This is a genomic window from Burkholderia glumae LMG 2196 = ATCC 33617 (genome assembly GCF_000960995.1).
Classification (GTDB): domain Bacteria; phylum Pseudomonadota; class Gammaproteobacteria; order Burkholderiales; family Burkholderiaceae; genus Burkholderia; species Burkholderia glumae.
The window spans coordinates 2,193,343-2,207,618 of record NZ_CP009434.1; the positions used below are offsets into that span (position 1 = coordinate 2,193,343).

Sequence of the window (14,276 nt, forward strand, 5' to 3'; positions counted from 1 at the left end):
TTAAACTCTCCAGAGAATCTGCGCAGCGTAGCCCGCGCACGCGAGCAGCCAGACGATGGTCAGCGATTGCAGCACCAGCCGCACGCCGACAGGCTTCACGTAATCCATCCAGATGTCGCGAATGCCGACCCAGGCGTGGTAGAACAGCGCGAGCAGCGTGACGAAGGTCGCCAGCTTCATCCACTGGGTCGAGAAGATCGACGCCCAGCCGTCGTAGGAGAAATCGCGGGCGCTGAAGAACCAGGCCAGCAGGATCACGGTGTAGACCGCCATGATGACCGCGGTGATCCGTTGCGCGAGCCAGTCGCGCAGGCCGTAATGGGCGCCGACGACGAGGCGCTTCGAGCCGATTCGGTTATTGCCTGCCATTTTCTTAGAATGCTCCGAACAGTTTGAGCGCGACGACCAGCGTCAAGGCCAGCGACACCACGAACACGACGGCGGCGGTGCGCTTGCCGCCTTCCTTGGTAACGGCGTCATGGTTGACGTCCATCAGCAAGTGGCGAATGCCGGCACAGAAATGATGGAGAAATGCCCACGACAATACGAGGACGATCAGCTTGACGACGATATTGGAGAAAAAGGCCTTGAAGACATCGAAGCTCAGTTCGGACGTCAGGCTCTGATCAAAGAGGTAAAGCAGGAACGGAAGGGACAGAAATAACAGCGCACCGCTGACACGGTGAAAGATCGATAGTTGCCCGGCGAGCGGCAGACGATACTTGAGCGTGATGTCTCCGATGCCGATGTTCCGATACTCCGGTCTCGGTTTTCTTACTGCTTCAGTCATGCTAGACCCCTACGATGTAGTCACACTAATCCGCGATTTTAGCGCCTTTTCATGTCGCGCTGCAGCGAAAACCTGCTCAAGACAGTTACGCTGCAGCGAACAATGACGGCCCTGAACGTGCCTCGCGTGTGGGCGCGAGCTCGTTCCCCATTTCCTCGACGCACCGCCGGATCGATACCGCGGCGGCCCGTCAACTCAATTCGTTCTGATAGTAATACCCGGTTGTGACATACCAACCGCGCCGCACCTCGACGGGGCGGTCCCCATAGGTATAGGACACGCGCTCGACCGACAGCAACGGAAATCCGTCGGCCACGCCCAGCAGCACCGCCACGGCGGGCTCCGCGGCGATCGCGCGGACCTTCTCGGTGGCGCGGATCATGCGCGTGCCGAACTCCGACTCGAACATCGCGTAGAGCGGGCCCTTGTACTCGCTGAGGCGCTCGAACGTGAGCCCGCGGAACATCGCGCCCGGCAGCCAGATCTCGTCGAGCACCGTGGCGACGCCGTCGAACTCCAGCAGCCGGCGCACCTGGACCACCGGGTCGGCCGGCTTCAGGTCCAGCTGCCGCGCGATCTCGGCCGGCGCCCGGGTGCGGCGGCATTCCAGCAGCCGGCTCACGTGCGGGTGCTCCACGCCGTCCTCGGCCAGCAGGCGCAGGAAGCGGAACTGGGCACGCTCCTCGCTGTGGGTGGCCACGAAGGTGCCCTTGCCCTGCCGGCGCACCAGCAGGTTGTCGGCCGCCAACTCGTCGATCGCCTTGCGCACCGTGCCCTGGCTCACCTTGTAGCGCGCCGCGAGCTCGACCTCGCTCGGGATGATTTCACCCGGCTTCCATTCACCCGACTCCAGGCCCTGCGTGATCAATGCCTTGATCTGCTGATATAAAGGGCTGAAGGTGGGAGACGGCGATGGCGACGGCAACGGCGCTGCCGCAGGCGCTACTTCGCCGCCGGCCGGGCCTTGGCCGGGGGCGTTGGGATTCGCCGCGTTCGCCTGGTTGGATGTCATGGCGCGCATTTCAACACAAAGCTGACTTTTACGTCCAGATTTTTCCGCAATACATCTGTCTTATATAAGACATATGATACCGTTTGACTTTGCCCGATCGCACTCCTACACTCCGGGGCGAGCAAGGGTTCGCGGCCGCCGGGCGCGCCCGGCCCGGTGTCGGGGCCGGCTTCGCGGCCACGGCGGGCATGCCCCGCGAGTCCTGCGCCCCGCTTCAACGCATCGCTACGCGTAACGCGCATAGAATGGCGTTTTCCCTAGCGTCCTACGCTCATCGTCCTGGAGATTTCTCAACATGGCTAAGCCCGCAAAGCGTGTTGCCGTTACCGGCGCCGCAGGTCAAATCGCATACTCGCTGCTGTTCCGCATCGCGAACGGCGACCTGCTCGGCAAGGACCAGCCGGTCATCCTGCAACTGCTCGACCTCCCGCAAGCACAAGGCGCCGTCAAGGGCGTCGTGATGGAACTCGACGACTGCGCGTTCCCGCTGCTGGCCGGCGTGGTGATCACGGACGACCCGAAGGTCGCGTTCAAGGATGCCGACGTGGCGCTGCTGGTCGGGGCGCGTCCGCGCTCGAAGGGCATGGAGCGCAAGGACCTGCTGTCGGCCAACGCCGAGATCTTCACGGTGCAGGGTGCCGCGCTGAACGAAGTCGCGAGCCGCGACGTGAAGGTGCTGGTGGTCGGCAACCCGGCCAACACCAACGCCTACATCGCGATGAAGTCGGCGCCGGACCTGCCGAAGAAGAACTTCACGGCGATGCTGCGCCTGGACCACAACCGCGCGCTGTCGCAACTGGCCGCCAAGGCCGGCAAGCCCGTGGCCTCGATCGAGAAGCTCGCCGTGTGGGGCAACCACTCGCCGACGATGTACCCCGACTTCCGCTTCGCGACCGCCGAAGGCGAATCGCTGCTCAAGCTGATCAACGACGACGCCTGGAACCGCGACACCTTCATCCCGACCGTCGGCAAGCGCGGCGCGGCGATCATCGAGGCGCGCGGCCTGTCGTCGGCGGCCTCGGCGGCCAACGCGGCGATCGATCACGTGCGTGACTGGGTGCTCGGCACGAACGGCAAGTGGGTCACCATGGGCATCCCGTCGGACGGCTCGTACGGCATCCCCGAGGACATCATCTACGGCGTGCCGGTGACTTGCGAAAACGGCGAGTACAAGCGCGTGGAAGGCCTGGAAATCGACGCGTTCTCGCGCGAGAAGATGGACGGCACGCTGGCCGAGCTGCTCGAGGAACGTGACGGCGTGGCCCACCTGCTGAAGTAAGTTCCGCGCTTCAGTGCCGCCGCCGGCCCGCGCGGCGGCCCGGCCGCCCGGCTCCCGCCGGCGGCCGGCCAGGCCCCGCATTCGATCCGCACGCGCGTTGCCCGCGCCCGCCGCCGCAGCGCCCGTCCGAATCCGATGCCCTTTCGATCACGCCGCCCCGACGCGTAACGACGATGCCCGCGCTCTCTCCTGCTGAAGTGCTGTACGACGGCGCCGCGCCCCCCGCGCTCCTGCCCTGCTGCGATCACTACGCCGGCAGCGAGAAACTGATGCGCAAGTCGCTGGCGCTGCAGGCCGAACTGGGCCCGGTGTTCGACGTGACGCTCGACTGCGAGGACGGCGCCGCCGTCGGCCGCGAGGCCGCGCACGCCGAACTGGTGGCCGCGATGCTCGGCAACGCGGCCAACCGCTTCGGCCGTGCCGGCGTGCGGATCCACGACTTCTCCCACCCGCACTGGCGCGACGACCTGCGCATCGTGTTGCGCGCCGCCCGGCCGCCTGCTTACATTACGCTTCCAAAAACCACCGACGCGGCCGACGTGGCCGAGGTCTGCGCGTTCATCGAGGGCACGCGCCGCGAGCTCGGCATCGCCCGGCCGATCCCGGCCGACGTGCTGATCGAGACGCACGGCGCGCTCGCCCAGGTCGCTCGCATCGCCGCCCTGCCGGCCGTCTCGACGCTGAGCTTCGGGCTGATGGATTTCGTCTCCGCCCATCACGGCGCGATCCCCGACGCCGCCATGCGCGCGCCAGGCCAGTTCGACCATCCGCTGGTGCGCCGCGCCAAGCTCGAGATCGCCGCCGCCTGCCACGCCCACGGCAAGACGCCGTCCCACAATGTGACCACCGAGATCCGCGAGATGGCCATGGTGGCGAGCGACGCCGCCCGCGCGCGCGACGAATTCGGCTACACGCGGATGTGGAGCATCCATCCCGCGCAGATCCGCGAGATCGTGGCCGCGTTCGCGCCGCGCGAGGCAGAAGTGGCGCTGGCCGCGGAAATCCTGCTTGCCGCGCAGGCCGCCGACTGGGGGCCGACGCGCCACCGCGACACGCTGCACGACCGCGCCAGCTACCGCTATTACTGGTCGGTGCTGCGCCGCGCGCACGCCGCCGGCGCCGCGCTGCCGGCCGAGGTGGCGCGCTGGCTGCCGGCCGAGGCCGCCGGTGCGGCCGGCAGCCAGGCCTGCGCGTGAAGGGTGCCGGTGCGCCCGGCCCCGCGCCGAGCGTGCCGCGTACCGGCGCCCCGGCCCGCCCGCTGGTCACGGCCTTTGCCGCCACTATCGCGAAATCACGACAGACGCTTCGAATTCCTTTAAAAATATCGCGCGAATTAGGAGAAAATAGCGGCCGCTGCGCACCCGGGAGACACGTGCCGCCGCGGTCGAGCGGGCCAGCCGCGTTTCCTGTTCACCCCCGACATTGATAAAAGGTTTTGAGCACATGAATAAACTGTTGATCGCCACCGCCATCGGCGCCCTGTCCGCGACGCTGCTGACCATGGCTCCGGCCGCCTCGGCCCAGACCGCCACGGCCAACACGACGACGAAAAAGGCCGTCGCCAAGCGCCCGGCGCCGAAGCGCCACCTGCTCCCGCGCAGCAAGCGCGCCCATGCGGCGGCGGCGGCCAAGGTCGATCCGGTGCCCGAAGGCTCGGTCAAGTGGTCGTGCAAGGACGGGCTGTCGTACATGCTCGCCGGCGACATGAAGCGTGACCAGATCGTCACCGTCCACTGGGCGAACAAGAACTACAAGCTGCCGCGCCAGGCCACCACCACCGGCGCCGACGTGTTCTACGATCCGGCCAGCGGCCTGAAGCTCGTCGTGATTCCGACCAAGGGCATGCTGTTCAGCGACAAGGAAGACACGCGCCTGGCCGACGAATGCGTCACCGCGGAAATGGCCGCGAACGGCACGCCGGCGCCGACCCAGTCGAACGAACTCGCCCCCAACACCGGCAAGTAAGCGCACCCGGCGCCACCGCCACCCAGCCAGCCATTCAGGAAGCAATCGGACCGCCACGACAGGAAACCCGATGTCCGCTCCGCAAACGAACGTCCGGCCCGCGCCGGACCCGGTACTGGTCGAGATCGCCGACTACGTGCTGGATGTCGAGATCGGCAGTGCGCTCGCGCTCGACACGGCGCGCTACTGCCTGCTCGATACGCTCGGTTGCGGACTCGAGGCCCTGTCGTATCCGGCCTGCACCAAGCTGCTGGGGCCGCTGGTGCCGGGCACGCAGGTGCCGCATGGCGCCCGGGTGCCCGGCACCTCGCTCGAACTCGACCCGGTCAAGGCCGCGTTCGACATCGGCACCACGATCCGCTGGCTCGACTTCAACGACACCTGGCTCGCGGCCGAATGGGGCCATCCGTCCGACAACCTGGGCGGCATCCTGGCCACCGCCGACTGGCTCTCGCGCACCGCGGTGGCGGCCGGCAAGCCGCCGCTCACGATGCGCGAGGTGCTGGTGGCGATGGTCAAGGCCCACGAGATCCAGGGCTGCCTCGCGCTCGAGAACGCGTTCAACCGCGTCGGGCTCGACCACGTGCTGCTGGTCAAGGTCGCCTCCACCGCGGTGGTCGGCAAGCTGCTGGGCCTCACGCGCGACGAGCTCGTCAACGCGCTGTCGCTCGCCTTCGTCGACGGCCAGGCGCTTCGCACCTACCGGCACGCGCCCAACACCGGCTCGCGCAAGTCGTGGGCGGCCGGCGACGCCACCTCGCGCGCCGTGCGCCTCGCGCTGATCGCCCGGACCGGCGAGATGGGCTACCCCACGGCGCTCAGCGCGCCCGTCTGGGGCTTCTACGACGTGCTGTTCGAGGGCAAGCCGTTCCGCTTTCAACGCCCCTACGGCAGCTACGTGATGGAGAACGTGCTGTTCAAGATCGCGTTCCCCGCCGAATTCCACGCACAGACCGCCGCCGAGGCGGCGCTCGTGCTGCATCGCCGGCTCGCCGAGGCGGGCCGCGGCGCCGCGTCGATCCGGCGCGTCACGATCCGCACGCACGAGGCCGCGCTCCGGATCATCGACAAGGCCGGGCCGCTCGCGAACCCCGCCGACCGCGACCACTGCATCCAGTACATGGTTGCCGTGCCGCTGCTGTTCGGGCGCCTCACCGCCGCCGACTACGAGGACGACGTCGCGGCCGATCCGCGCATCGACGCGCTGCGCGCCAAGATCGCCTGCGTCGAGGACCCGCAGTTCACGCGCGATTATCACGACCCGGACAAGCGCGCGATCGCCAACGGATTGACCGTCGAGCTCGACGACGGCACCGTGTTGGACGAGGTGGTGGTCGAATATCCGCTCGGCCACCGGCGCCGCCGCGCGCAGGGCATCCCGCTGCTGCTCGACAAATTCCGCAGCCACCTCGCGCGGCGCCTGCCGGCGAAACAGCAACAAGCGATTCTCGACGTGTCGCTGGACCAGGCAAGGCTCGAGGCCATGCCGGTCAATGAATACGTCGACTTGTATGTGATCTAGCCGTCAGATACAGGACTTCTTTCCTCGCCTTAACCCAGGAAAAACACCATGGCCCACAATCTCCACAAGACACTGCAAGAATTCGACAGCGGCTCCGGCAAAGGCAAGTTCTATTCGCTGCCGCAGCTCGGCAAGGGACTGAAGACGAAGATCGAACGCCTGCCGGTGTCGATCCGCCTAGTGCTCGAATCGGTGCTGCGCAATTACGACGGCAAGAAGATCACCGAAGAGCATATCGAGCAACTGGCCAACTGGAAGCCCAACGCCAAGCGCGTCGATGAAATCCCGTTCGTGGTCGCGCGCGTCGTGCTGCAGGATTTCACCGGCGTGCCGCTGCTCGCCGACATCGCGGCCATGCGCGGTGTCGCCCAGCGGGCCGGCCAGGACCCGAAGAAGATCGAGCCGCTGGTGCCGGTGGACCTGGTGGTCGACCACTCGGTGCAGATCGACTACTTCCGCCAGAAGGACGCGCTCGACCTGAACATGAAGCTGGAATTCCAGCGCAACAACGAGCGCTACCAGTTCATGAAGTGGGGCATGCAGGCGTTCGACACGTTCGGCGTGGTGCCCCCCGGCATCGGCATCGTCCACCAGGTGAACCTCGAGTACCTGGCGCGCGGCGTCCACAAGAAATCCGACGGCGCGGACACGGTGTACTACCCCGACACGCTGGTGGGCACCGACAGCCACACCACCATGATCAACGGCATCGGCGTGGTGGGCTGGGGCGTGGGGGGCATCGAGGCGGAAGCCGGCATGCTCGGCCAGCCGGTGTATTTCCTCACCCCGGACGTGGTGGGCGTGGAGCTGAAGGGCAAGCTGCGCGAAGGCGTGACCGCCACCGACCTGGTGCTGACCATCACCGAAATGCTGCGCAAGGAGAAGGTGGTCGGCAAGTTCGTCGAGTTCTTCGGTGAAGGCACCGCCTCGCTGTCGCTGCCGGACCGCGCGACCATCGGCAACATGGCGCCCGAATATGGCGCGACCATGGGCTTCTTCCCGGTCGACGAGAAGACCATCGAGTACTTCGAGGGCACCGGCCGCACCAAGGCCGAAATCGCCGCGTTCGAAAACTACTTCAAGGCGCAAAAGCTGTTCGGCGTGCCGAAGGCCGGCGAGATCGACTACACCAAGACGCTCACGCTCGACCTGGGCACCGTCGCGCCGTCGCTGGCCGGCCCGAAGCGCCCGCAGGACCGCATCGAGATCACCCACGTGAAGTCGACCTTCACCGACCTGTTCTCGAAGCCGGTTGCGGAGAACGGCTTCAACAAGAAGGCCGAGGACCTCGCTGTCCAGTACACCACCAGCAACGGCGTGAAAGTGAAGAACGGCGACATCCTGATCGCCGCCATCACGTCCTGCACCAACACCTCGAACCCGAGCGTGCTGCTGGCCGCCGGCCTGCTTGCCAAGAAGGCCGTGGAAGCGGGCCTGACCGTGGCGCCGCACATCAAGACGTCGCTGGCGCCGGGATCGCGCATCGTCACCGAGTACCTGACCAAGACGGGCCTGATGCCCTATCTGTCGAAGCTCGGCTTCGAGCTGGCCGCCTACGGCTGCACGACCTGCATCGGCAACGCCGGCGACCTCACGCCCGAGCTGAACGAAGCGATCGTGAAGAACGACATCGTCGCGGCGGCCGTGCTGTCCGGCAATCGCAACTTCGAGGCGCGGATTCACCCGAACATCCGCGCCAACTTCCTGGCCTCGCCGCCGCTGGTGGTGGCCTACGCGATCGCCGGCACCATCACGCGCGACCTGATGACCGAGCCGGTCGGCAAGGGCAAGGGCGGCCGTGACGTGTACCTGGGCGACATCTGGCCGTCGAGCGAGGAAATCCATGCGCTGCTGAAGTACGCGCTGGATCCGGAGGCGTTCGTCGACAACTACGCGAAGCTGACCAAGAAGGGCGACCTCTGGAGCAAGATCGAGGGCGAGACGGGCCAGGTGTACGACTGGCCGAAGTCGACCTACATCGCCGAGCCGCCGTTCTTCGGCAAGGATTTCCCGATGCAGCCGTCGGACTCGATCGCCCCGGTCAAGGGCGCGCGCGCGCTCGGCGTGTTCGGCGACTCGGTGACCACCGACCACATCAGCCCGGCCGGCTCGATCAAGGAGGACTCGCCGGCCGGCAAGTGGCTGAAGGAGAACGGCGTGCAGAAGGCCGACTTCAACAGCTACGGCTCGCGCCGCGGCAACCACGACGTGATGATGCGCGGCACCTTCGCCAACGTGCGGATCAAGAACCTGATGATCCCGGCCAAGGCCGACGGCTCGCGCGTGGAAGGCGGCCTGACGATCCACCAGCCGGACGGCGAACAGATGGCGATCTACGACGCGGCGATGAAGTACATCGACGCCGGCACGCCGACCGTGATCTTCGCCGGCGAGGAGTACGGCACCGGCTCGTCGCGCGACTGGGCCGCCAAGGGCACGCAACTGCTCGGCGTGAAGGCCGTGATCGCCCGCAGCTTCGAGCGGATCCACCGCTCGAACCTGGTGGGCATGGGCGTGCTGCCGCTGCAGTTCAAGGGCTCGGACAGCGTGCAGTCGCTCGGCATCACCGGCGAGGAAACCTATGACGTGGAAGACCTCGGCAACGACTTCAAGCCGCAGCAGGACGTGACGCTGGTGATTCACTACAAGAACGGCGAGACGAAGCGCGTGCCGGTGCTGCTGCGCGTGGATACGCCGATTGAGGTGGACTACTACAAGCACGGCGGGATTCTGCCGTTCGTGCTGCGCTCGCTGCTGGCGGCGTAAGCGGTCGGTTTATTTTTGCAGGTGCCGCGTGTTGGGGGTGTGGTTGCTCCCGGTGCGCGGACATTCGAGCCCGGCCTTGGCCGGGCTTTTTTTGGGTTCATCGCGGGTTTTCGGAGAGCGCGGCGCGGATTTTGAGGAGGCAGGGCCCGTCCGTAATTTCGTGTTCGAGGCATATTCTTGTTCCAAGGAGAACATATGTCTCGCAAACCGAAAGCCGAGCCGGCCGAATTGCCGGCGAGTCCCGCTGAGCGGCTGGAGCAGTTCGGCAATGGCGCGATGACGGCCGAAATCATCGGTGCCGCCACGCTGGCACTCAGGAAAGCGCTGATCGAGCGCGCGCTGGGCGGCGAGATGAACCATCACCGCGGCTACTCGCCCGGCGCTGCCAAGCCACCCGAGGCGAGTCCCCAACGCAACGGCAAGGGCACCCAAACGGTCCTGGCCGAAAACGGCCCGATCCATATCGAGGTGCCTCGCGATCGCGACGGCAGCTTCCAGCCACGGCTCATCCTAAAGCACCAACGCCGCTTCCCCGGCCGCTGCCAGCGTCCCCGCGGCAGCATGAGCGCCTCGGACGCTCCACTTAAAAAAAACTAGGATAAGTGTCCGAATGAGCGAGGCCACCTCTTCCGGCAAATGCACCTCAACGAGGATGCGCGCCGCGAGGTGGCGAAGGGGATTTTCTAGCGACACACTCCGAGCTCGCGACCTGCGACGAACGCGGCCAATCGAACCGCAGCGCCGTCACGTTCTCCGACGCCATGGAGCACAAACCCGGCGCACGGCCGGGTTCGTTTCACTGCTGCTGTCCGGCCAATAACCGGCGCACGCCGATCCTGCCGTACTAACCACAAGTTATGGATCTTCGCTCAGAATGAGATCACGCTCCCTCTCGAAGATTGGGTATACGGCAGGATCTCGGTCATAAAAAGCCTCCAGGAAACCTGGCTCCTGCCAAGCCCCCGGTGCAATGCTCATCGCACCATTTTCCCGGATCTTCAGACGCCAATTCGACGGCACCGTCGTGCTAACGATCTCGAAGCATTCCGCCGAAGGGCAAACCATAGCCGCAAACCCTGGATCGCGGTCGTTGGTAATGATTTGGTAGCTCCGTCGCCCGTCCGGGTCTACAAAGATTCCAAACACAGGGTACACACGCTCAAGCGTCAACCAAGGCGAATCATCCACCTCTCGCCCACACGCGTCTAACAGCTTTACGCATTTAACTTTCATGGCTACTTGGGCACGCCCGAAACATTGTTGAAGATCGCCTTGTAGTCTAGTCCGTAATACACCTGTCCAGTCGTCGGATTCATATAGAAGTGAACCTGGAAATTGCCTGCCGGACTCTGATACGTACTCGTCGTATATTTACCGAAGCCTTCCGGTATCGCCGGATTGCCCATGCTGCCGGGAGGAAATATCTGTGTTGAACTGTCGATGGCTCCTTGCGTCAGCGTACCACTTACCGTGAACGGCGAATTAGCCGACTCAAGCTGCAACTGTTGCGCCAACTGACTAGCAGTTGCGACATTCTGCGCTGAAACTGCACCTACTGTCCCACTGTTTGTGGCGGCACCACTACCCAGCCCTCCGACGAGTGGCCCTGCGCCTACAACAAAGTTGTCATTCTCTTCGTCTTGGACCGAGGACATGCCTTGTGGGACGATCGGGACAGCATCTTTCTCGATCTCGCTGGACAAACTTTCAGTGCCATCTGGATTGAAATGAAGATGAACGCCTCCCTGATGCCCGGGTGCGCCTGAATTGTTCAGCGCTTCGTTCTGCGCCGCCGTCGCCGCACCTTGCACGTTCGCACCAGCCAGTCCGGCCAGGCCCCCGCCCAGCAGCGTCGCGAACCCAGCCAACGCTGCCTGCTGCCCCGAATCGAGCACTGCAGCTGTCGGGTCAATCGCCTTGATGAAATCTGGCGAGAACGCTGCACTGGCGGCCCCGCCAATCGCCCCACCCGCGCACCCGGTTCCGAGCGCTGCCGAGCTGGCACATCCCAGCGCCGCATGCGCGAGCCAATACGCTGGTGACCCGGCCTCGATCGGCGAGCCCTTCACATTCGCCTCATCGCCGATCGCATTGGCCCCCACCGCCGCCACTTCGCTGACCAGCGAACCCTTCAGCGCGCTGAGGAAGCTCCCGCCCTCGATCGCCGTCCCCACGCCGGCGTTGATCACGCCACTGGCCAGCATGGCCAGCCCGCGCTCTTCGATGAGCGTGGCCGTCGAACTGGCAGCCTGATTCACCGAGGTACCCATCACCGGCTGCACGCCGGCCAGGCTCCCAAGGCTTTGCACGCCAGATCCGCTCGCGATCGGCGAAGTCGTAAACCCGAGCCCCGACTGATTGCTGTAGGTAATGCCGTTCATCAGCCCGGCCGTGATCGCGGCCACTGCGCCCGCCTCGAACGCGCTGCCAAGATCCAGCTTGCCCGTACCGACCAACTGGCTAGCGCTGCTCGACACCACGCCAGCGATCGCCGCGGATAGCACGGCGTTGCCGAGCCCCGCGCTGACCCCGGCAGCCGTGCTGGCGGTGGCGAACGTGCCGCCTGCTGCGCCCAGCGCCGTCCCGATCGCGGCGCTCGCGGCGCCGTATGTCGCGAGCGACGCGGCCACCGCCACCACCAGCATGCCGAGCTGGTCGAGTCCGAACGCCCCGCCTTCCTTCACGAAATCCTGATGCAGGTCGTCGCTCACCGACTTCTGCGTGAAGTTCCCGCCAAGCGTCGACTGCAACTGCGCCAGCAGCGCCTGCGTCCCCGCCTGATCGTAAGCGCGAATTTAAGCGCACCTAGAATTCCCGGATGAATGCGCGCAGGCTTGCGTCCGCAACCACAACTTGCGGACGCAACCTATGACAGAGAACGAAGTTGATTTCTTTCCGCTGCGGGTGACGGGCGTGACCGCCACCGGCAAGCGACGCTTTGATCCAGAGGGTAAGCGCAAGCTGATCGAGGCCTGTATGCAGCCAGGTGCGTCGATTGCCGGACTTGCGCTGAAGGCCGGCGTCAACGCGAACCAACTGCATAAATGGATTCACTTGCGCGAGCGTACGAGCGGGACTGCGCTGACGACAACTCGTAAGCCGGCGCCATCGGCATTCGTACCGGTCGTGACCGTCAACGACGTGATGTCCGTGGCGCAGCGCGCACCCGCGCCTGAATCGCCGAAGAAGAACCACTCGATAAGCTCCGCCGTGCAGGCTCGACTTTCGGCGCAGTTGCCCAATGGCGTGACGCTGCGACTCGAATGCGCAGCGCACGATGCCGCCCTCGTGCGAGCGATGATCGAAGCATTGGGAGTGCGCTAATGTGTAGAAGTTCAGACTTGATCTGACAGTAAGGCCTTGCCAAGAGGCGGGGTTACCCGTTTTGATAGAGGTGCGAATCTTCATCAAAACAGCGCGCAAGCGCCAAGGAGTAACCCCGTGAGTAGTCTCAACCAAAATGTCATCCGCCACAAGATCGGTCTGCTGAATCTGGCCGCCGAGCTGGGCAACGTGTCGAAAGCCTGCAAGGTGATGGGGCTGTCGCGCGATACGTTCTACCGCTATCAGAACGCCGTGGCCGAGGGCGGCGTCGATGCCCTGTTCGACAGCAATCGGCGCAAGCCGAATCCCAAGAATCGAGTCGATGAAGCGACGGAAATCGCCGTGCTGGCCTATGCCATCGAGCAGCCCGCCCACGGGCAGGTTCGGGTCAGCAACGAATTACGCCGGCGCGGCATTTTCGTGTCTGCATCCGGCGTTCGTTCGATCTGGCTGCGTCACGCGTTGTCGTCCTTCAAGCTGAGGCTCGTGGCGCTGGAGAAGCAGGTCGCTGAAAAAGGCATCGTGCTGAGCGAGGACCAGGTGGCCGCGCTGGAAAGAAAGCAGGACGACGATGTGGCTCATGGCGAAATCGAAACCGCTCATCCCGGCTATCTGGGCTCGCAGGACACGTTCTACGTGGGCACGATCAAGGGCGTAGGCCGGATTTACCAGCAGACCTTCGTCGACACCTACAGCAAAGTGGCGATGGCCAAGCTGTACACGACCAAGACGCCGATCACGGCGGCCGATCTGCTCAATGACCGGGTGTTGCCGTTCTTCGAGGAGCACGGCATGGGTGTGATCCGCATGCTGACCGATCGAGGCACGGAGTATTGCGGCAAGCCGGAATCGCACGATTATCAGCTGTACCTGGCGCTGAACGACATCGAGCACACCAAAACCAAGGCGCGACATCCGCAGACCAATGGCATCTGCGAGCGGTTCCATAAAACCATCCTGCAGGAGTTTTATCAGGTCGCGTTCCGCCACAAGCTCTATCTGACGCTGGCGGAACTGCAGGTCGATCTCGATACTTGGCTGATGTACTACAACGGCGAGCGAACGCATCAAGGTAAGATGTGTTGTGGTCGCACGCCTTTGCAGACGCTCATCGCGGGCAAGGAGGTGTGGAAGGAGAAAGTGAGCCACCTGAATCTGATCTGACAGTCACGCACCGTCGGAACGGGTAACTGTCAGATCGGGTCGCGACTTCTACAGCTAATGTTTCGGCTCGACGCCGAATTGCGGGTCTACTTGCACCGCGATGCGATTGATTTCCGAGCCGGCATCAACAGCCTCGTGATGCTGGTCGAGCAGTCGTTACAGCTCGATCCGTTCGCGCGAGCGATATTCGCGTTCCGCAATCGCAAGCGCAATCGGGTCAAGCTGCTGCTGTATGAGCGCACCGGCTTCTGGCTCATGTTAAAGCGTCTTGAAGCGGACCACTTCGTCTGGCCCCACCGAGAGCAAGCGGTGATCGAGTTGACGACCGAGCAGCTTCACTGGCTGCTCGACGGCATCGATATCGACGCCATGCAGCGACACCCGGCGCGCCGGTATCGTCATGCGAGTTGAAGGCGGCGCCAACTGATGTTGTCGGTAAACAACGCGCGCGACG

12 protein-coding genes and 1 pseudogene are annotated in these 14,276 nt (G+C 64.7%); 9 read left to right on the forward strand and 4 right to left on the reverse strand.

Annotated features, from left to right (window positions below; translation table 11 throughout):
* From sdhD to KS03_RS10050, 3 genes are all read right to left on the reverse strand, one after another.
* Complete coding sequence (gene sdhD, locus KS03_RS10040; protein WP_012733630.1) at positions 1 to 369, reverse strand: succinate dehydrogenase, hydrophobic membrane anchor protein; 369 nt, start codon at positions 367 to 369, stop codon at positions 1 to 3.
* 4 nt (positions 370 to 373) lie between these two features.
* A complete protein-coding gene (sdhC, locus tag KS03_RS10045; protein WP_012733629.1) occupies positions 374 to 790 on the reverse strand; it encodes a succinate dehydrogenase, cytochrome b556 subunit in 417 nt (138 codons plus the stop codon).
* A gap of 190 nt (positions 791 to 980) precedes the next feature.
* Positions 981 to 1,811: a GntR family transcriptional regulator gene (locus KS03_RS10050; protein WP_012733628.1), complete on the reverse strand. Its 831-nt coding sequence runs from the start codon at positions 1,809 to 1,811 to the stop codon at positions 981 to 983.
* Positions 1,812 to 2,097: 286 nt separating this feature from the next.
* Here KS03_RS10050 and KS03_RS10055 point away from each other — a divergent pair, with 286 nt between their 5' ends.
* From KS03_RS10055 to KS03_RS10080, 6 genes and pseudogenes are all read left to right on the forward strand, one after another.
* Positions 2,098 to 3,081, forward strand: a complete 984-nt coding sequence (locus tag KS03_RS10055) for a malate dehydrogenase (RefSeq protein WP_012733627.1) — start codon at positions 2,098 to 2,100, stop codon at positions 3,079 to 3,081.
* Between the two features lie 173 nt (positions 3,082 to 3,254).
* Positions 3,255 to 4,277 (forward strand): HpcH/HpaI aldolase/citrate lyase family protein, encoded by a 1,023-nt coding sequence (locus KS03_RS10060; protein ID WP_045678762.1) that lies wholly within the window; start codon positions 3,255 to 3,257, stop codon positions 4,275 to 4,277.
* Positions 4,278 to 4,524: 247 nt separating this feature from the next.
* On the forward strand, positions 4,525 to 5,046 hold the full coding sequence (locus tag KS03_RS10065) for a hypothetical protein (RefSeq protein WP_012733625.1): 522 nt from the start codon (positions 4,525 to 4,527) through the stop codon (positions 5,044 to 5,046).
* Between the two features lie 70 nt (positions 5,047 to 5,116).
* Positions 5,117 to 6,568 (forward strand): bifunctional 2-methylcitrate dehydratase/aconitate hydratase, encoded by a 1,452-nt coding sequence (locus KS03_RS10070; protein WP_012733624.1) that lies wholly within the window; start codon positions 5,117 to 5,119, stop codon positions 6,566 to 6,568.
* 48 nt (positions 6,569 to 6,616) lie between these two features.
* Positions 6,617 to 9,334 carry an aconitate hydratase AcnA gene (gene acnA / locus KS03_RS10075; protein WP_012733623.1) on the forward strand — a complete coding sequence of 906 codons (2,718 nt, stop codon included), beginning with the start codon at positions 6,617 to 6,619 and terminating at the stop codon, positions 9,332 to 9,334.
* A 195-nt stretch (positions 9,335 to 9,529) separates the two neighbouring features.
* Positions 9,530 to 9,871, forward strand: a pseudogene (locus KS03_RS10080) (transposase); the annotation flags it as partial.
* Between the two features lie 698 nt (positions 9,872 to 10,569).
* On the opposite strand, the gene KS03_RS10085 reads toward KS03_RS10080, so the two are convergent.
* Positions 10,570 to 12,045, reverse strand: a complete 1,476-nt coding sequence (locus KS03_RS10085; RefSeq protein ID WP_232252170.1) for a DUF637 domain-containing protein — start codon at positions 12,043 to 12,045, stop codon at positions 10,570 to 10,572.
* 157 nt (positions 12,046 to 12,202) lie between these two features.
* On the opposite strand from KS03_RS10085, the gene tnpA reads away from it, so the two are divergent.
* The 3 genes from tnpA (at position 12,203) to tnpB (ending at position 14,233) form a co-directional block, all read left to right on the forward strand.
* Positions 12,203 to 12,658, forward strand: coding sequence for an IS66-like element accessory protein TnpA (gene tnpA, locus KS03_RS10090; protein WP_012732735.1), 456 nt, complete (start codon positions 12,203 to 12,205; stop codon positions 12,656 to 12,658).
* Positions 12,659 to 12,775: 117 nt separating this feature from the next.
* The gene (locus tag KS03_RS10095; protein ID WP_015877383.1) at positions 12,776 to 13,822 is read left to right on the forward strand and encodes an IS481 family transposase; all 1,047 of its coding nucleotides are present in this window, start codon (positions 12,776 to 12,778) and stop codon (positions 13,820 to 13,822) included.
* A gap of 57 nt (positions 13,823 to 13,879) precedes the next feature.
* Positions 13,880 to 14,233 carry an IS66 family insertion sequence element accessory protein TnpB gene (tnpB, locus tag KS03_RS10100; RefSeq protein ID WP_012732734.1) on the forward strand — a complete coding sequence of 118 codons (354 nt, stop codon included), beginning with the start codon at positions 13,880 to 13,882 and terminating at the stop codon, positions 14,231 to 14,233.
* Positions 14,234 to 14,276 lie beyond the last annotated feature (43 nt).